The sequence below is a fragment of the Bacteroides sp. 1_1_30 genome (assembly GCF_020982715.1).
Classification (GTDB): domain Bacteria; phylum Bacteroidota; class Bacteroidia; order Bacteroidales; family Bacteroidaceae; genus Bacteroides; species Bacteroides xylanisolvens.
Genome location: NZ_JAJKHN010000003.1, coordinates 76,537 through 94,565, shown reverse-complemented (window position 1 = coordinate 94,565; position 18,029 = coordinate 76,537). Strand labels below are relative to the sequence as shown.

The following is an 18,029-nucleotide window of genomic DNA, read 5'->3' as shown; positions in this document are numbered from 1 at the left end:
ATGCTTGGGAAACTAGGAAAAGATAAATGATTGAAAATGAATAGCCATTCTTGTTTGGCATACTTTCTGCATGACTAAAAACGTCAATAGTAAAACTGGAAATAAATCTATGTAGAACAACATCATAAATAAACAAGATGATACAGATTGAAAATATTAGTAAAGTATTCCGTACTACCGAAGTGGAGACGGTCGCATTAAATCATGTAAACCTTGAAGTAAAAGAAGGAGAATTTGTTGCTATCATGGGACCGTCTGGTTGTGGGAAATCCACCTTATTAAACATCCTCGGCCTATTAGATAACCCCACTGAAGGCTCTTATCTGTTGATGGGAGAAGAAGTAGCCGGTCTGAAAGAAAAGGAGCGTACCCGTGTCCGTAAAGGTAAACTGGGCTTTGTATTCCAGAGCTTTAATCTGATAGACGAATTGAACGTCTATGAGAATGTGGAACTTCCGCTCACTTATTTAGGTCTTAAATCTTCCGAACGCCGCCGAATGGTGGAAGACATTCTAAAAAGAATGAATATCAACCACCGTGCTAAACATTTTCCTCAACAGCTTTCCGGCGGACAACAACAACGGGTGGCGATAGCCCGCGCGGTTGTTACCAATCCTCAACTCATCCTTGCCGATGAGCCTACAGGTAACCTTGACTCAAAGAACGGAGCGGAAGTGATGAATCTGTTGACGGAACTGAATAGAGAGGGGACAACCATTATCATGGTGACCCACTCACAGCACGATGCCAGTTTTGCACATCGTACCGTACATTTATTCGATGGAAGTATTGTAGCAAGTGTAAAGGCATAAACAGAGAACCAACCATGAGACAAATCTATTATACTATACGTACCTTATTGCGTGAACGCGGATCGAATATCATACGAATCATTTCCCTTTCCTTAGGGCTTACTATCGGTGTTCTGCTTTTCTCGCAGATAGCTTTCGAACTAAGCTATGAGAAATGCTATCCGGAGGCGGAACGCCTGGCACTTGTACGTTGTCAGATGACTAATCTTAGTACAGGCGAAACCGCAGGTGATGATGGAGAGACCAGTTACGACTATACTGTTTTCGATGTGGTGGCACCTACTTTGGCAGAAGAGATGCCGAAAGAAATAGAAGTAGCCAGTAGTGTCCTTTCGATGGGAAGTGCCAATATTTATTATGAAGATAAACTGTTGCCCGATGCAGATTACATCTTTGCGGATACTTGTTTTTTTCAGACTTTCGGCATACCGGTGTTGGAAGGCAATCCCAAGGATATGATTATGCCCGGAAGCGTTTTTGTTTCGGAGCATTTTGCCCGTGAGACGTTTGGAGATGAAAGCCCTGTTGGTAAAGTGCTTTCTGTTGAAAAACAAAACACACTGACCATACGTGGGATCTACAAAGATGTACCGGAAAATACGATGCTCACCCATGATTTCGTGATATCTGTTCATCAGAATGGAGGGTATCATGCAGGAGCCGGCTGGAGAGGAAATGATGTCTTTTACGCTTTCCTTCGTTTGCGCCATGCTTCGGACATTGACAAAGTGAATGCTGACATTCAGCGGGTGATCGGGAAATATACAGATTTAGAGTATGATGGCTGGAAAATTGAATTTAGCGTCCTTCCATTGGTGAAACGTCATCTGGCTTCTCCCGATGTACAAAAGCGTTTGGTCATTTACGGATTTTTGGGTTTTGCTATCTTCTTTGTGGCTATCATGAACTATATGCTGATATCCATTGCTACTTTAAGCCGTCGTGCAAAAGGAGTGGGAGTACATAAGTGCAATGGAGCCAGTTCCACCCATATTTTCAGAATGTTTATGGCAGAGACAGGAATCCTTGTCATTCTTTCCGTATTGCTTAGTTTCTTACTGATAATCAATGCGCGTGATTTGATTGAAGATTTACTTTCCGTCCGTCTTTCCTCACTTTTCACTTGGGAAACGTTGTGGGTACCGTTGCTCACTATCCTTGTTCTCTTCATACTGGCAGGTGGCATACCGGGACGATTATTCTCCCGTATCCCTGTCACGCAGGTATTCCGCCGGTATACAGATGGGAAGAAAGGGTGGAAGCGTTCGTTGTTGTTTGTGCAGTTTACAGGAGTTTCTTTCGTTTTGGGCTTGTTGCTGGTCACTCTGTTGCAGTACAGTCATCTGATGAGCCGTGATATGGGTATCGTCGTGCCCGGATTAGCTCAAGCGCAGACATGGTTGCCTAAAGAATCGGTGGAGCATATCAAAGACGATTTGAACCGCCAACCGATGGTAGAAGGAGTGACCGTTGCCGTGAATGGGGTGTTGGGCGAGTACTGGACACGCGGACTGATGGGAAATGACGGTAAGCGGATTGCTACCCTTAATTTTAACTCCTGTCATTACAACTATCCTGAAGTTATGGGTATTAAGATTATAGAAGGCACTACGCTGAAAAAGCAGAACGACTTATTGGTAAACGAAGAACTGGTGCGTCTGATGAAATGGACTGACGGAGCAGTAGGTAAAACTTTGAATGACATTCAAGGAACAATTGTAGGTGTATTCCGTGATATTCGCAATAAAAGTTTTTACGTGTCGCAATCTCCTATTGTCCTGATTGGAGATGAAAATGCCAACCACGCATTTGATGTCCGCTTGAAAGAACCATATAACGAGAATCTGAAACGTCTGAATGAGTTTGTAGAAAACACCTATCCGAATATATCCTTGCGTTTTATTCTGGTGGATTATATGGTGAAGGACATCTATAAAGACGTATACCGCTTCCGCAATTCCGTCTGGATCACTTCCGCCTTTATCCTGCTGATCGTTATCATGGGATTGATTGGCTATGTGAACGATGAAACCCAGCGCCGGAGCAAAGAGATAGCTATCCGGAAAGTGAATGGAGCCGAAGCATCTCATATCCTCGGATTACTGACACGTGACATTTTATACGTTTCAGTGATTTCTATCCTAGTAGGCACTACCGTTTCTTATTTTGCAGGACAGGCATGGCTCGACCAATTTGCCGAGCAGATTGATTTGAATCCATTGCTTTTTGCTGCTACGGCCTTGTTCGTCCAATTACTGATTGTAATCTGTGTTGTTCTGAAAGCATGGCATATCGCGAACGAGAATCCGGTCAATAGCATTAAAGCAGAATAAGCCGAATAGAATAAATGGCAGAATAGGGTAGACACCGCCTTATTCTGCTACTACCGGATGCTGTTTGGAAACCTTCTTGATATAAATCATCAGACTGATAACGGCCGTAATAAACGCCAGCGCATCCGATACCGGCATACTGATCCAGATACCTTCCAATCCCCACCAGTTAGGGAACAGTAATAAGCAAGGCAAAAGATAAAGCAACTGACGCGTCAGCGAAAGGAAAATACTGACTTTTGCCTTGCCGATACTTTGGAAAAAGTTACCGATTACAATTTGTGCCCCTACAAACGGGAACATCAACACAGTCAGCCGGATACCGCCTACCGCCAAATCAATCAACTCATCGCTATCGGTGAAGAGAGCCGATACGGCATGAGGGAAAAACTCACAAATCACGAACCCGCTGCTCGTAATCACTACCCCGGAGATAATCCCCAGTCGCAGCGTTTGTTTCACCCGGTCTATCTTTTGTGCGCCGAAGTTGTAGCCCACGATTGGCTGCATTCCCATAGTCAGCCCCAAAACAATCATTACATAAAGCGTCAGCAACCGATTGATGATGCCATACGCGCCGATAGCCATATCGCCCCCATAGTTTTGCAGACTGTTATTGATGATAATCACGATGGCACACGCACACACATTCATCAGGAATGGAGACATACCGATGGCGAAGATACTTTCTACAATCCTTGGTTTCATTTTCCAGATATTCCCTTCAAAATGCACCGTACTGTCTTTCTTGGTGAAGTGGCTCACCACCCACACCATACCAATCAACTGCGAGATAACCGTTGCCGTAGCCGCACCCCTCATTCCCCATTCGAAGTGGAAGATAAAGATAGGAGCGAGGATGATGTTAGCCACCACCGTTACCATTGAAGTAAGCATAGCCTTTTTGGGGTATCCGGTAGCGCGCATCACGTTGTTCAGCCCGATCATTGTGTAAGTGATGGGAGTTCCCAGCAAAATCACCTGCATAAAGCTGCGTGCATATGGAAGGGTGTCGGCGCTGGCTCCGAAAAAAGTCAGTATATCATCCAGGAAGATAAAAGACAGAATACCGAAGAAAAGAGAATTTGTGATACAAAGCATCAGCGTATGTGACAAAATTTCCGTAGCTCCTTTCATATCCTTCTGTCCCAAACGGATAGAGGCGAGGGTAGACCCACCAGCCGAAACCAGTGTACAGAAAGCGACAACAAGATTCATCAGCGGGAAGCTGATAGCCAGTCCGGCAATAGCCATCGGTCCTACGCCATGTCCGATGAAGATACTATCAATGATGTTATAGATAGAAGTAATCGTCATTCCGATAATCGCAGGAATGGAATATTGTAACAGCAATTTGCCGATACGTTCTTTGCCTAAAATGTGCGGGTCGTTCTTGCTCATGCGCCAGTAGATTTTGTTGGATAAAAACGTATGTTACGTTTTTTTTAGCTTTGCAAAGGTACGAATTATTTGCCTGATTCGATGATTATTCGGAACTTTGCGGCGATAGATACACAAGGTTTAACGTTTTAGGTAAAAAGACAGTTTAATATGAATACAACGAAAACAATTGCAGCACTCTTCGACTTTGACGGTGTCATCATGGATACAGAAACGCAGTACACTGTTTTTTGGGACGAGCAAGGACGGAAATATCTGAATGAAGAAGATTTCGGACGCCGTATCAAGGGACAGACGCTATTACAAATCTATGAAAAGTATTTTGCGGACAAACCCGAAGCACAGCTCGAAATAAGCGCTGAACTCAATGTTTACGAGAAAAAGATGTCCTACGAATACATCCCCGGAGTAGAAGCTTTCATAACCGATCTTCGTCGGAACGGTGCAAAGATAGCCGTAGTCACCAGCTCCAACGAAGAGAAGATGGCCAACGTCTACAATGCCCATCCCGAATTTAAAGGAATGGTAGACCGCATCCTGACAGGAGAAATGTTTGCCCGTTCAAAACCCGCTCCCGACTGTTTCCTGCTGGGAATGGAAATCTTTGAAGCCACCCCCGAAAACTCCTACGTCTTTGAGGATTCTTTCCACGGCCTACAAGCCGGCATGACTTCCGGGGCAACCGTGATCGGACTTGCCACCACCAACTCACGCGAAGCCATCACCGGAAAAGCCCATTATATAATAGACGACTTCACCGGCATGACATACGAAAAAATGATCTCTTTCCATAAATAACGGCATTATTTTTAAATAGTTACCTCACTTATATTATATTAATAAATGAAATAAGAAAAACAACCGAGATAAATAAAAATAGTGAGACCCACCCATCCTTTCAAATGCCTTCCAACTATCCAAGCGAAGCATTTGAAAGGATTTTTTGCTTTTCTTTCCCAGTTATGAATTAAATGTTATAACTTTGCCGCAATTTTTGAAAGCGTCCAAATGCGCAGACATCAATGACATAAATCATAATTCATAAATCATAAATTAAAAAGACATGGCTGGTTATATATCAGATGACACAAGAAAGGTGACTACTCATCGCTTGGTTGAAATGAAACAGAGAGGCGAAAAAATATCTATGCTGACTGCGTATGATTACACAATGGCACAGATTGTAGACGGTGCGGGAATGGACGTAATCCTGGTAGGCGACTCCGCTTCTAACGTAATGGCAGGTAACGTGACTACATTACCTATCACGCTCGACCAAATGATTTATCATGCCAAATCCGTAGTACGTGGTGTAAAGCGGGCGATGGTGGTAGTTGATATGCCTTTCGGATCTTACCAGGGCAATGAGATGGAGGGCCTTGCTTCCGCTATCCGCATCATGAAAGAAAGTCACGCTGACGCATTGAAGCTCGAAGGCGGTGAAGAAATCATCGACACGGTGAAACGTATCGTATGCGCCGGTATCCCTGTGATGGGACATTTGGGACTCATGCCTCAATCCATTAACAAATACGGAACCTATACCGTACGTGCCAAAGACGAAGCCGAAGCCGACAAACTGATTCGCGACGCCCATTTATTGGAAGAAGCAGGCTGTTTTGCCATTGTACTCGAAAAAATCCCCGCTACCCTTGCAGAGCGTGTAGCTTCCGAACTCACTATTCCTATCATCGGAATCGGTGCCGGCGGCCACGTAGACGGTCAGGTATTGGTTATTCAGGACATGCTTGGCATGAACAACGGATTCCGTCCGCGTTTCTTACGTCGTTATGCTGACTTGTACACAGTGATGACCGACGCCATCAGCCGTTACGTTTCCGACGTGAAGAATTGCTACTTCCCCAACGAGAAGGAACAATATTAAGATAGTATATGGCAGTTAAATTGTGGACAGTTCATTTTATGCGGATATGTGTAGCTAATTTGCTGTTGTTTATATCCTTGTATGTGTTATTTCCGGTACTTTCCGTAGAGATGGCCGACCGTCTCGGAGTGCCGGCCGCACAGACAGGAGTAATCTTTCTTTTTTTCACCTTGGGGATGTTCCTTATCGGTCCTTTCCATGCCTACCTGGTAGATGCCTACAAACGTAAATACGTATGTATGTTTGCCGCTGCCCTGATGGTAGTGGCGACGATTGGGTACGCCTTTGTGACGAACTTCACAGAACTAATCCTGTTGAGTACCGTGCAAGGACTGGCCTTTGGCATAGGCACTACTGCCGGTATCACCTTGGCTATCGACATCACCAACTCCACACTGCGGAGCGCGGGAAATGTCAGCTTCTCGTGGACGGCACGTCTGGGAATGCTTTTGGGGATTATCCTCGGAGTGTGGCTCTATCAAAGCCACTCATTCCAAAACCTGCTCACTGTATCTGTCATAACCGGAGCTGTAGGAATTCTCATGCTATCGGGGGTATATGTACCTTTCCGTGCGCCGATTGTCACTAAACTCTATTCCTTCGACCGCTTCTTATTGCTTCGTGGATGGGTTCCCGCTATCAACCTGATTCTGATAACATTTGTTCCGGGCTTACTGATTCCAATGGTACACCCTTTCTTAAACGATTTCGTACTCGGAAACGTGGGAATCCCCGTACCGTTCTTTGTCGGCACAACCCTCGGATACATTATCTCCCTGTTCATCGCGCGCCTGTTCTTTTTTAAAGAGAAGACACTGCGCTTGGTCATTATAGGAATCGGGTTGGAAATGGTAGCCATGTCCTTATTGAACACAGACCTTTCGATAGGCATCTCTTCCGTACTCTTGGGATTGGGTTTAGGTTTAACCATGCCGGAATTCCTGATGATATTTGTGAAACTATCCCATCATTGCCAACGCGGAACAGCCAACACTACCCATTTGTTGGCAAGCGAAGTTGGTATCTCCCTGGGTATCGCTACTGCGTGCTACATGGAATTGGATACAGACAAGATGCTCCATACCGGACAGATGGTAGCTTCTATCGCTTTGCTGTTCTTCGTATTGGTCACTTATCCTTATTATATAAAGAAGAAGGTAAGATAAAATAGACAGAAGAACAAAAGAACATATTTCAGGAGTGATGATTGTTTTTTGATTTTCATCATACGTATCCAAAAATATGTTCTTTTGTTCTTCTGTCTTAACTTTAATTCCTGCTCACCTGTTTTACTCCCTTCACCGTCCGTAATTTCTTGATAAGAGCCTCCAAACGCCCCGTATCACCCACCATTACCGTCAGTGTGCCAGAGAATAACCCATCGTTCGAATCAATACCGATAGAACGTAGCGTGATACCATTCTCTTTCGAGATGATCGAAGTAATATTTGTTACGATACCAATATCATCATGTCCTACAACGCGCAGCGTGATCGGATATTGCGTACCTTCCGACTTGCCCGCCCAGCGAGCCTTCACAATCCGGTAGCCGAAACGTTCGCGCATCTGGTTCGCGTTCGGACAATCCGACCGGTGTATCTTGATACCGCCGCTCACCGTTACGAACCCGAACACATCATCGCCATAAATCGGGTTACAACATTTAGCCAGTTTAAACTCCAGTCCTTTCAGATTCTGGTCAATCACCAGTACATCCTCTTTAGATGTCGTTTCCTCCTGCGCGGTTTGCAAATTATACCCTTCGGCACTCCGATAAACAATTTCATCGTGCGTATCGCTGTCCCGTTTTTGCTGCTCAATGTATTTATCCAGAATCTCGTTCACATCCAGTCCGCCATCGGCAATCCGTTGATAAAACTCCGTCACGTTCTTGAATCCCAAACGCTTGATGAGGCGCATCATGGTCGCTTCATCATACTCCAGTTTGCGGTTCTTGAATTTTCGTTCCAGCGTCTCTTTGGCAAACGCATGTTGGCGTGCCACCATCTCTTTGAGCGCCTGGCGTATCTTGGTGCGTGCTTTGGAAGTCGTCACGATGTTCAGCCAGTCCTGTTTCGGAGTCTGGGTATTTGAAGTCATGATCTCCACCTGGTCGCCGCTGTTCAACTTCTGCTTCAACTGCACATTCTTGCCGTTCACTTTCGCGCCGATACACTTGCATCCCAACTTACTATGTATATGGAAAGCAAAATCGAGCACCGTAGCCCCTTTAGCCAGCTTGAACAAATCCCCCTTGGGCGTAAAGACAAACACTTCATCCTCGTAGAGATCCATCTTAAACTGATCCATCACCTTCATCGAGTCGTTGTCCGCGTTCTCCAATGCCTCCCGCACGGAAGTCAGCCACTCGTCCAAGCCCGTTTCTCCTTTGATACCTTTATATCTCCAGTGCGCAGCCAGTCCGCGTTCCGCGATCTCGTCCATCCGTCGGGTACGTATCTGCACTTCCACCCATTTCCCTTCCGGGCCCATCACGGTGATGTGCAACGACTCGTAACCATTACTCTTCGGTATTGAAAGCCAGTCGCGCAGACGCTTCGGGTTCGGCTGGTACATATCCGTCACAATCGAATACACCTGCCAGCACTCCTGCTTCTCCTTCGCCGGATCCGGTTCCGAATCCAGGATGATACGGATGGCGAACAAGTCATAAATCCCCTCAAAAGGAGTCTTTTGCTTCTGAATCTTGTTCCATATCGAATGAATCGACTTCGTGCGTCCCTTGATGTCGAACTTCAGTCCCGCTTCCGCCACCTTCTTTTGGATCGGTTCGATAAAAGCGGCGATATACTTGTCGCGGGAAGCCTTCGTTTCGTTCAGCTTATCCTTGATGAAATAATATGTCTCTTTCTGCGTATATTTGAGAGACAAATCCTCCAGTTCCGATTTTAGCTTATACAATCCCAGCTTGTGGGCCAGCGGAGCATACAGATACGCTGCTTCGTTTGCCACCTTGATCCGGTCCTCCTCGTTGCCTGTATCCTTTATTTTGCGCATCACGTTCACGCGGTCGGCAATCATAATCAGGATTACGCGCATATCCTCCGCAAACGACAGCAGCAGATTACGGAAATTCTCCGACTCGATGGCAGGGCTTTTGGCATACAGCTCGTTCGTCTTCACCAATCCCTTGATGATGCTTGCCACGTCTTCACCATATTCGGCGTTCACCTCGTCGATAGATAATACATGACCTTTCACGATTTCGTGCAACATGATCCCGATCAGGCACGAACCTTTCATACCGATTTCCTCGGCAACGATCACTGCTGTTTGTAAATCTCTGATAACGGGATTCATCCCGAAGTTATTGCGTTGCAGACCGTTACATTGGGCCGCCTTGATAAGATGTTTCTTTAACTTTTGGCAATCTCTCCAGAAAATACTGTCTCCGGCAGACTGCAATAAATGTCGATAGAGTGAAAAAAGCTCCTTTTTTTCCTCCAATGTAAAAAAGTCGTCCATATTCAATCTTGTTAATTCGATGTAAAAGTAGTTTTTTTTCCGGTTATTCGGCAAGAAGTAAATAACATTTTGTATTTTTGGGCATCAATTAATAAAATTAGATATTATGATAACGACACAGGACAAAGAGTTGCTTGCCAAGAAAGGCATCACGGAAGAGCAAATTGCAGAACAATTAGCATGCTTCCAGACGGGATTTCCCTTTTTAAAACTGGATGCGGCAGCTTCCATCGAAAAGGGCATATTAGCTCCCGACGCAGAAGAACAGAAGGCTTATCTGGCCGCCTGGGATGCATATACAAACACAGATAAGACTGTTGTGAAGTTCGTGCCTGCCTCCGGTGCTGCAAGTCGTATGTTTAAGAATCTATTCGAGTTTCTGTCCGCCGATTATGACCAGCCGACTACCAAGTTCGAGCAGGCCTTCTTTGACGGAATCAAGAATTTTGCTTTCTATGACGATCTGAATGTGGCCTGTCAGCGAATCTCCGGAAAAGACATTCCCGGACTGATGGAAGAAGGCAACTATAAAGCAGTGGTGTCCGCCCTGCTGGAGACTGCAGGACTGAACTATGGCGCACTACCGAAAGGTCTGCTCAAATTCCATAAATATCCCGAAGGCTCCCGCACTCCGATGGAGGAACATCTTGCCGAAGGCGCTCTGTATGCAGCCGGCAAGAGCGGCAAAGTGAACGTACACTTCACCGTGTCTACCGAACACCGCGAACTTTTCAAGAAGCTCGTGACGGAAAAAGTGGACGACTTCGCCAAACGTTACGGCGTAGACTATTACATCACCTTCTCCGAGCAGAAGCCAAGTACCGACACCATTGCTGCCGATATGGACAACCAACCGTTCCGCGACAACGGCAAACTGCTGTTCCGTCCCGGTGGTCATGGCGCGCTGATTGAGAACCTGAACGACTTGGACGCAGACATCATCTTCATCAAGAACATCGACAACGTAGTGCCCGACCGTTTGAAAGCCGACACCGTTACGTATAAGAAACTGATTGCCGGAGTGCTCGTGACCCTGCAAAAACAAGTATTCGAATACCTCACGCTGCTCGACAGCGGCAAGTATACGCACGACCAGATGATGGAAATGCTTCAATTCCTGCAAAAGAAACTCTTCTGCAAGAATCCGGAAACAAAAGACCTCGAAGACTCCGTATTGGCTATCTACCTTAAAAACAAGTTCAACCGTCCGATGCGTGTCTGCGGAATGGTGAAGAACGTAGGCGAACCCGGCGGCGGTCCGTTCCTTGCTTACAATAGCGACGGAACCATCTCCCTGCAAATCCTCGAAAGCTCGCAGATCGACATGGACGATCCGGAGAAGAAAGAAATGTTCGAGAAGGGTACGCACTTCAATCCGGTAGACCTCGTATGCGCTGTGCGTGATTATAAAGGACATAAATTCGACCTGGTGAAATATGTAGATAAAGCCACCGGCTTCATCTCCTACAAATCGAAGAACGGTAAAGACCTGAAAGCCCTCGAACTTCCCGGTTTGTGGAATGGTGCGATGAGCGACTGGAATACCGTCTTTGTAGAAGTTCCTCTTTCTACCTTTAACCCGGTGAAGACAGTGAATGACTTGTTGCGTGAGCAACATCAGTAATTGTATATCTATGTTCACCACAGATTACACGGATTAACACAGATTCTTAATTACCGATAATGGTTGAGATATAAAAAGAAAAAAGGATGCATCCGAATTCAATCTGTGTTAATCCGTGTAATCTGTGGTGAAACTTAAAAAAGAGTGTTTAGAATGAATCAGATAGAGAAGAACATCGATATTGCTACTTGGAAGAGAAGAGAACATTACGAACATTTCAGTGCTTTTGACGATCCTTTTTTTGGAGTGACGGTCAACGTAGATTGTACGCGCGCGTATCAGGAAGCCAAAGACAAAGGCGTTTCCTTTTCCCTGCTCGTCCTTCACCGCATCGTGACTGCCGCGGCTGCCGTGGAAGAGTTCCGCTACCGCATCGAAGGCAATCGAGTGGTGTGTTATGACAGTCTTCTGCCCGAAGCCACTGTGGGGCGTGCCGACCACACCTTTTCTTTTGCCGCTTTTGAATACGATCCGGACGAACTCGTCTTTATTCGTCGGGCAAAAGCCGAGATGGAACGCCTGCAAGCCACTACGGGACTCAACAAAGGAGGTACGTTTCATCCCAACGCCATTCATTATTCGGCTGTGCCGTGGCTCTCTTTCACCGATATGAAGCATCCCACCAATATGCGTTCGGGCGACAGCGTTCCCAAAATCTCCACCGGTAAATACTTCCGCGAAGGAGAAAGGCTGATGATGCCCGTTTCCGTCACTTGCCATCATGGATTGATGGATGGCTATCATGTAGCGCAGTTTATCGAGAAGCTCCATTTATAAACTTCGTTCTGAAAAAGACTAACCAGACTATGATATGAGAGTAAAGATACCCAGACGGGAAATCATCCTATTCTGTTCCGCCTTGCTTTTCCCCGTTGCTTCGCTGTGCGCACAAGAAGTGGGGCAGGAGGTGAAAGAGGTCAGGCAAGACGTGGAGCAACTCCAGCAGGACGTCCGCGAACTTCGTGAAGAAGTGCGTCGATTGCAGGACGAACTTCATGGATTCCGGCGCAACAGTTTCCCGCAATGTGGCATGGACACGGTAGCTCCTTACGTTCCCCATCGGTTCATTCACCGGTTGGGGATAGAAGCCCGGCCGCAATATGTGTTCCCCACCAATCCTTTCCTGCAAGGAGAGAACGAACGGTGGAAGCCCATCCAAAGTTCCTTTGCTGCTCATCTGAAATATTCCTTCAAGTTTCGTCCCAACACCTGTGCCGACCGTATCTACGGCGGAGCCTACCAAGGCTTCGGCTTGGCCGTCACCACCTTTGGCGACCGTAAGCAACTCGGTGATCCGGTGACGTTCTACGTCTTTCAGGGCGCACGCATCGCCCGTTTCAATCCCCATCTTTCGCTCAATTACGAGTGGAATTTCGGCCTTTCTGCCGGATGGAAACCATACGATAACGATTACAACTCCTACAACGGAGCGGTAGGCTCACGGGTGAACGCGTATCTCAATGCAGGTATCTACCTCAATTGGTCGCTTTCCCGTTATTTCGATTTTATCATCGGCGGAGATTTTACGCATTTCTCCAACGGCAACACTAAATTCCCCAACGCAGGAGTGAACACCACCGGAGCGAAAATCGGTCTGGTGTACAACTTCAACCGTGAAGAATCCGACCTGACCAAGTCCTTGGTCAAGCCGTATATTCCCCGTTTTCCCCGTCATATCAGTTACGACCTTGTGTTGTTCGGCTCGTGGAGACGGAAAGGTGTGTACGTAGAAAGCGGGAAGCAGATAGCTTCGCCGGGCAGTTACCCCGTGGCGGGATTCAACTTTGCCCCGATGTACAACCTCAACTATAAGCTGCGATTCGGCGTCTCGCTGGACGGTGTTTATGACGGTAGTGCCAATGTGTACACCGAAGACCGGATTGTGGAGTACGATTACGATGGAGGCAGCGGCACTTCCGGACGCAGGTTTCTTGTGCCGGGCATTCAGCATCAGCTTGCTCTCGGACTTTCGGGACGGGCGGAGTATGTAATGCCGTTTTTCACCATCGGTGTCGGTTTGGGAACGAATGTGCTGGGACGTGGCGATTTGCGGGGGCTATATCAGGTCTTTGCGTTGAAGATAGACATGACACGTAGCTCTTTCCTTCACATCGGTTACAATCTCCAAAACTTTCAGACACCTAATTATCTGATGCTCGGCTTGGGATTCCGTTTCAATAATAAGTATCCTAAGGTGCGTCATTAGAAATGTCCGTCCGGTGGTCTGTCGAATCAAGTAAGGAATCTCAAAATGGAAAACATTATTCAAAAAATCAGAGAAATCTATCCGGTATCCGATGAAGCGCTTCAGGCGCTTCAGGCGAATATGGAACTGCGATATTATCCTAAAGATACCTATATCGTCCAGTCGGGGGTAACAGACCGCCTGGTTTATTTCATTGAAGAGGGCATTGCCCGTTCCGTATTCCATCACAACGGACAGGACACTACTACGTGGTTCACGCTGGAAGGCGACATTACGTTCGGCATGGATTCGCTCTACTATCAGCAACCGTCGGTGGAGAGCATTGAAACGCTTTCCGATTGCAAAATCTACGTCATCCATATCGACAAGCCGAATATGCTCTACGAAACCTATATCGACATAGCCAACTGGGGGCGCATCTTGCATCAGAATGTCAACAAAGAGCTTAGCCACATGTTTGTGGAACGGCTCCAGCTTTCGCCTAAAGAGCGGTACGAACAGTTTAACCGTCGCTATCCCGGACTGATAAACCGGGTGAAGCTGAAGTATGTGGCTGCCTTTTTGGGCATTTCCATCTACACGCTTAGTCGGGTACGTGCTAAAAAATAGTTTTCGGCAGGGCTTTTTTGCTTTTAAGCAAAAGAACTTCGTTTCGCAAAGCGTATCTTTGCCATCTGAAAATACTAACTAATAGAAAAACAGATGTCGAACATTTCTTCTTCAGCCTTTGCAGACACCAAAGCACATTATGATCTTCTTGACGGACTTCGCGGTGTAGCGGCTCTTATGGTGATATGGTATCATGTATTCGAGGGCTATGCTTTTGCCGGTGGTGGCAATATCGAGACTCTCAACCACGGTTATCTTGCCGTGGATTTCTTCTTTATCCTTTCGGGTTTCGTGATCGGTTACGCTTATGACGACCGTTGGGGCAAGAGTCTCACCATGAAAGATTTCTTTAAACGCCGTTTGATACGTCTTTATCCGATGGTCGTTATGGGTGCCGTATTGGGGGCTATCACATTCTGTATTCAGGGTTGTGTGCAATGGGATGGAACGCATGTAGCCATCTCCATGATTATGTTGTCTCTTCTTTGCACGATATTCTTCATTCCTGCCATGCCGGGGGTGGGATATGAAGTTCGTGGCAATGGTGAGATGTTTCCGTTGAACGGCCCTTGCTGGTCGTTATTTTTCGAGTATATCGGTAATATCCTGTATGCGTTGTTCATCCGCCGCTTGTCCAACAAGGCGCTGACGGTATTTGTGGTGTTGCTGGGGGTAGCATTGGCAGCGTTTGCCGTCTTCAATGTCTCCACTTATGGAAACATAGGAGTGGGCTGGACGCTGGACGGGGTTAACTTCCTGGGCGGCTCCCTACGTATGCTTTTCCCTTTTTCGCTGGGTATGCTGATGTCGCGTAACTTCAAGCCTATGAAGGTGAGAGGTGCTTTCTGGATCTGTACCGTTGCATTGATTGCCCTGTTCGCTGTTCCTTATCTCGAAGGAATGGAGCCGCTTTGCATGAATGGTGTTTATGAAGCGTTTTGTGTGATTGTGGCTTTCCCTATCATTCTTTGGATAGGAGCGTCGGGCACCACTACGGACGTGCAATCGACAAAGATATGCAAATTTCTGGGGGATATATCCTATCCGGTTTATGTGATCCATTATCCGTTGATGTATCTGTTCTATGCATGGCTGATTGAGAATAAGCTCTATACGTTGGGCGAGACTTGGCACGTAGCCGTGTGCGTCTTTGTCTTGAGTATCGTGCTTGCTTATCTGTGCCTGAAACTGTATGACGAACCGATACGTAAGTATTTGGCTAAACGCTTCTTGAGTAAAAAATGATAGTTTCATTGTTATGCATCTGAAAAACATTTCATAAAGCTAAAAAAAGAACTCCAACCAAGTGGCGGATAAAGTCGCATTGGTTGGAGTTTTTTATCAATAGAATAAGTTTCTCTTCGTCAGTAAATGAGACTGATTCTATGTCTTTGCATTTTAGATGTGAAACGATATAGATTAATAGAGTTGCTTGCTCATTTTATAATTGGTGAGACACATTTGATTAGCTTTCCGTTTTTGTTCTTCATCAACCTGAAAACCTTGTTTCTCGAAAAACGGTTTTGCTGTGATGCTAACCTCCGATGTTAATCTTTTCGTACCTCTTTCTCGTGCGTATGCTTCGAGATATTTATACAAAGATGTCGCAATGCCTTGATGCTGAAAGTCCTTATGGACAAACAGCGTGTGCATATATCCGTCATCGTTGACAGAGCCGAAGCCTACAATCACACCTTCTTCATTTTCTGCAACCACATAATGTTGCTCTTCGAAAAGCTCACCCCAATGTGATGTATCGTCTCCGCACGAAGCCCAGTCTGCTACTTCTTCGGCTGTATAATCTTTTCGGTTCACAGTCAGAACTGTATGCTGATATAGCTCTTGTAGTGCTGGAATATCAGACAGGTTTACTTGGCGGATTCTATTCATCTTATCTCTAAATTTCTTATTTAGTAAACTTCTACTTTCTCTGCAATTCTCTTAGCCTTGTCGCGCAACGTATCCAAATCAGTATCGAGCGGAGCGTAGCAAAGCACCACACCCATACGACGGTTGACGCGTGTAAACGGTTTGCCGAATATACGTAGATAGGTATCTTCTTCTTTGGTCACTTCTTCCAGTCCACGATATTGAGGGCGTTCCTGACTGGCAATCGGAGAGAGGATGACGGCACTTGCACCTATCCGTTCTTGCTTGATGCCCGGAATAGGCAGACCGAGCACGGCACGCAGGTGCAATTCAAATTCATTCAGATTTTGTGTTCCTGCCAAAGTCACCATGCCGGTATCGTGCGGACGTGGAGAAAGTTCGGAGAAATAGACTCCGTTTTCATGGCTTAGGAAGAACTCAACTCCCCAAAGTCCTGCGCCTGTCAGCGCGCGGGTTACTTTTTCTGCCATCTCTTCCGCTTCTTTCAAATGAGCAGGATCGATGTGTGCAGGCTGGAAACTTTCGCGATAGTCGCCACCTTTCTGCACGTGTCCGATAGGGGGGCAGAACAGGGTGGGGCCGTTCTTTTGAGTAACGGTGAGCAGGGTGATTTCGCTGTCGAATTTGATAAATTCTTCAATGATAAGTTCGCGGATATCGCCACGGCTTCCGCTGCATCCGTATTCCCAGGCGTGTTCAAGTTCGTCGGCACTCTTCACCAGCGACTGTCCTTTACCGGAGGATGACATCAACGGTTTAACGACACAAGGGAAACCGATTTTAGCGGCAGCTTCTTTCAGTTCGTCCAATGTTTTGGCGTAGAAGTATTTGGCTGTTTTCAGTCCGAGCTCTTTGGCGGCAAGGTCGCGGATAGCTTTACGATTCATCGTGAAGTTCACGGCACGGGCGCTGGGCACTACCTGTATGCCTTCTTTTTCGAAGTCATACAAACGTTCTGTGCGGATCGCTTCAATCTCCGGAACGATAATGTCCGGCTGGTGTTTCTTTACGACACGCTCCAGTTCTTCACCGTTCAGCATATCGAATACTTCAAATTCATCAGCCACTTGCATAGCAGGTGCTCCCGCGTATGAGTCGCAGGCAATGATGTGTTGACCTTTACGTTGAGCTGAAATTACAAATTCTTTTCCTAGTTCTCCGGAACCGAGTAACAGTATTTTCTTCATCATTTTGAGTGTTTTATATTAGTGGTGCAAAATTACAGCAAAAAAATGAGATAATAATTGTATAGGCGTTGATTATATTTCTCTTTTATATAAATAAGGAATAGTCTTCTATATAATATAAGGTGCAATGTAAATCCTGCATGAAAAACTTTCGTGCAGGATTTGGTGTTTTCTTTAGTTGAAAAGCGTATCCTTGAAAAAGACAACCAGAACCTCCTGAAAATTGCTGTGAATTTTAGTGCGGAGACGCGAAATATAGAGAAATGGATCGTAGAAAAATAGAAAATACGGCTTTAAACTTTCTTAAGGAAAACATGAAAAAACAGCGTTCGCTGTGTTCGAGCACAAAACTAGTTGTCTGTGCTACTATTTTGTATTACGGCTAAATCCTTGATTTAAAACAAAGAGAAAGGAAACTGGACGCGAAAATCCGGTTTATTGATATATTATTATCTCAAAATCTATTTTGCTATTGATTTGTAGTCTAAATTCGCCTAAATTGGTCAATCTGTAGCTATTATTAGTCTAATAAGTGTTATCGAACGACAAATTATAAAAAAGGAGTAACAATGATACAGAATTGTTTCTACATTTGT

14 protein-coding genes are annotated in these 18,029 nt (G+C 45.8%); 10 read left to right on the top strand and 4 right to left on the bottom strand.

The features are described from left to right. The first annotated feature begins 137 nt into the window (after nucleotides 1-137). Nucleotides 138-812, top strand: coding sequence for an ABC transporter ATP-binding protein (locus tag LPH68_RS01410; protein ID WP_004316968.1), 675 nt, complete (start codon nucleotides 138-140; stop codon nucleotides 810-812). Nucleotides 813-826: 14 nt separating this feature from the next. Beyond that, nucleotides 827-3,145, top strand: coding sequence for an ABC transporter permease (locus tag LPH68_RS01405; RefSeq protein WP_008022630.1), 2,319 nt, complete (start codon nucleotides 827-829; stop codon nucleotides 3,143-3,145). A 39-nt stretch (nucleotides 3,146-3,184) separates the two neighbouring features. On the opposite strand, the gene LPH68_RS01400 is transcribed toward LPH68_RS01405, so the two are convergent. Then, on the bottom strand, nucleotides 3,185-4,546 hold the full coding sequence (locus LPH68_RS01400) for an MATE family efflux transporter (RefSeq protein ID WP_049702677.1): 1,362 nt from the start codon (nucleotides 4,544-4,546) through the stop codon (nucleotides 3,185-3,187). Nucleotides 4,547-4,696: 150 nt separating this feature from the next. Here LPH68_RS01400 and LPH68_RS01395 point away from each other — a divergent pair, with 150 nt between their 5' ends. The 3 genes from LPH68_RS01395 (at nucleotide 4,697) to LPH68_RS01385 (ending at nucleotide 7,597) form a co-directional block, all read left to right on the top strand. Further along, on the top strand, nucleotides 4,697-5,344 hold the full coding sequence (locus LPH68_RS01395; RefSeq protein ID WP_008639975.1) for an HAD family phosphatase: 648 nt from the start codon (nucleotides 4,697-4,699) through the stop codon (nucleotides 5,342-5,344). 265 nt (nucleotides 5,345-5,609) lie between these two features. Then, the gene (gene panB / locus LPH68_RS01390; protein ID WP_004316964.1) at nucleotides 5,610-6,431 is read left to right on the top strand and encodes a 3-methyl-2-oxobutanoate hydroxymethyltransferase; all 822 of its coding nucleotides are present in this window, start codon (nucleotides 5,610-5,612) and stop codon (nucleotides 6,429-6,431) included. 8 nt (nucleotides 6,432-6,439) lie between these two features. Then, the gene (locus LPH68_RS01385) at nucleotides 6,440-7,597 is read left to right on the top strand and encodes an MFS transporter (RefSeq protein ID WP_004316963.1); all 1,158 of its coding nucleotides are present in this window, start codon (nucleotides 6,440-6,442) and stop codon (nucleotides 7,595-7,597) included. A 103-nt stretch (nucleotides 7,598-7,700) separates the two neighbouring features. On the opposite strand, the gene LPH68_RS01380 is transcribed toward LPH68_RS01385, so the two are convergent. After that, complete coding sequence (locus LPH68_RS01380; RefSeq protein WP_004316962.1) at nucleotides 7,701-9,917, bottom strand: bifunctional (p)ppGpp synthetase/guanosine-3',5'-bis(diphosphate) 3'-pyrophosphohydrolase; 2,217 nt, start codon at nucleotides 9,915-9,917, stop codon at nucleotides 7,701-7,703. A gap of 106 nt (nucleotides 9,918-10,023) precedes the next feature. Between LPH68_RS01380 and LPH68_RS01375 the strand changes: the two genes are divergently transcribed. The 5 genes from LPH68_RS01375 (at nucleotide 10,024) to LPH68_RS01355 (ending at nucleotide 15,601) form a co-directional block, all read left to right on the top strand. Further along, nucleotides 10,024-11,541 carry a DUF4301 family protein gene (locus LPH68_RS01375; RefSeq protein WP_015531024.1) on the top strand — a complete coding sequence of 506 codons (1,518 nt, stop codon included), beginning with the start codon at nucleotides 10,024-10,026 and terminating at the stop codon, nucleotides 11,539-11,541. A 153-nt stretch (nucleotides 11,542-11,694) separates the two neighbouring features. Then, entirely contained in the window at nucleotides 11,695-12,318 is a 624-nt protein-coding gene (locus LPH68_RS01370) for a chloramphenicol acetyltransferase (RefSeq protein WP_151923355.1), read from the top strand. Nucleotides 12,319-12,352: 34 nt separating this feature from the next. Next, nucleotides 12,353-13,747 carry an acyloxyacyl hydrolase gene (locus LPH68_RS01365; RefSeq protein WP_151923356.1) on the top strand — a complete coding sequence of 465 codons (1,395 nt, stop codon included), beginning with the start codon at nucleotides 12,353-12,355 and terminating at the stop codon, nucleotides 13,745-13,747. 45 nt (nucleotides 13,748-13,792) lie between these two features. Further along, nucleotides 13,793-14,356 carry a Crp/Fnr family transcriptional regulator gene (locus LPH68_RS01360; protein WP_230296837.1) on the top strand — a complete coding sequence of 188 codons (564 nt, stop codon included), beginning with the start codon at nucleotides 13,793-13,795 and terminating at the stop codon, nucleotides 14,354-14,356. A gap of 93 nt (nucleotides 14,357-14,449) precedes the next feature. Further along, complete coding sequence (locus LPH68_RS01355; protein ID WP_055234624.1) at nucleotides 14,450-15,601, top strand: acyltransferase; 1,152 nt, start codon at nucleotides 14,450-14,452, stop codon at nucleotides 15,599-15,601. 174 nt (nucleotides 15,602-15,775) lie between these two features. Here the strand turns inward: LPH68_RS01355 and LPH68_RS01350 are convergent, their stop codons facing one another. Next, nucleotides 15,776-16,246 (bottom strand): GNAT family N-acetyltransferase, encoded by a 471-nt coding sequence (locus LPH68_RS01350; protein ID WP_055234622.1) that lies wholly within the window; start codon nucleotides 16,244-16,246, stop codon nucleotides 15,776-15,778. Between the two features lie 20 nt (nucleotides 16,247-16,266). After that, complete coding sequence (gene purT / locus LPH68_RS01345; RefSeq protein ID WP_055234794.1) at nucleotides 16,267-17,433, bottom strand: formate-dependent phosphoribosylglycinamide formyltransferase; 1,167 nt, start codon at nucleotides 17,431-17,433, stop codon at nucleotides 16,267-16,269. Nucleotides 17,434-18,029: the final 596 nt, after the last annotated feature.

Bases quoted from the DNA above. Each gene is read 5' to 3' on its own strand.
- LPH68_RS01395 (WP_008639975.1), top strand. From the start codon at position 4,697: ATGAATACAACGAAAACAATTGCAGCACTCTTCGACTTTGACGGTGTC.
- LPH68_RS01380 (WP_004316962.1), bottom strand. From the start codon at position 9,917: ATGGACGACTTTTTTACATTGGAGGAAAAAAAGGAGCTTTTTTCACTC.
- panB (WP_004316964.1), top strand. From the start codon at position 5,610: ATGGCTGGTTATATATCAGATGACACAAGAAAGGTGACTACTCATCGC.
- LPH68_RS01385 (WP_004316963.1), top strand. From the start codon at position 6,440: ATGGCAGTTAAATTGTGGACAGTTCATTTTATGCGGATATGTGTAGCT.
- LPH68_RS01410 (WP_004316968.1), top strand. From the start codon at position 138: ATGATACAGATTGAAAATATTAGTAAAGTATTCCGTACTACCGAAGTG.
- LPH68_RS01370 (WP_151923355.1), top strand. From the start codon at position 11,695: ATGAATCAGATAGAGAAGAACATCGATATTGCTACTTGGAAGAGAAGA.
- LPH68_RS01400 (WP_049702677.1), bottom strand. From the start codon at position 4,546: ATGAGCAAGAACGACCCGCACATTTTAGGCAAAGAACGTATCGGCAAA.
- purT (WP_055234794.1), bottom strand. From the start codon at position 17,433: ATGAAGAAAATACTGTTACTCGGTTCCGGAGAACTAGGAAAAGAATTT.
- LPH68_RS01355 (WP_055234624.1), top strand. From the start codon at position 14,450: ATGTCGAACATTTCTTCTTCAGCCTTTGCAGACACCAAAGCACATTAT.
- LPH68_RS01375 (WP_015531024.1), top strand. From the start codon at position 10,024: ATGATAACGACACAGGACAAAGAGTTGCTTGCCAAGAAAGGCATCACG.
- LPH68_RS01405 (WP_008022630.1), top strand. From the start codon at position 827: ATGAGACAAATCTATTATACTATACGTACCTTATTGCGTGAACGCGGA.
- LPH68_RS01365 (WP_151923356.1), top strand. From the start codon at position 12,353: ATGAGAGTAAAGATACCCAGACGGGAAATCATCCTATTCTGTTCCGCC.
- LPH68_RS01350 (WP_055234622.1), bottom strand. From the start codon at position 16,246: ATGAATAGAATCCGCCAAGTAAACCTGTCTGATATTCCAGCACTACAA.
- LPH68_RS01360 (WP_230296837.1), top strand. From the start codon at position 13,793: ATGGAAAACATTATTCAAAAAATCAGAGAAATCTATCCGGTATCCGAT.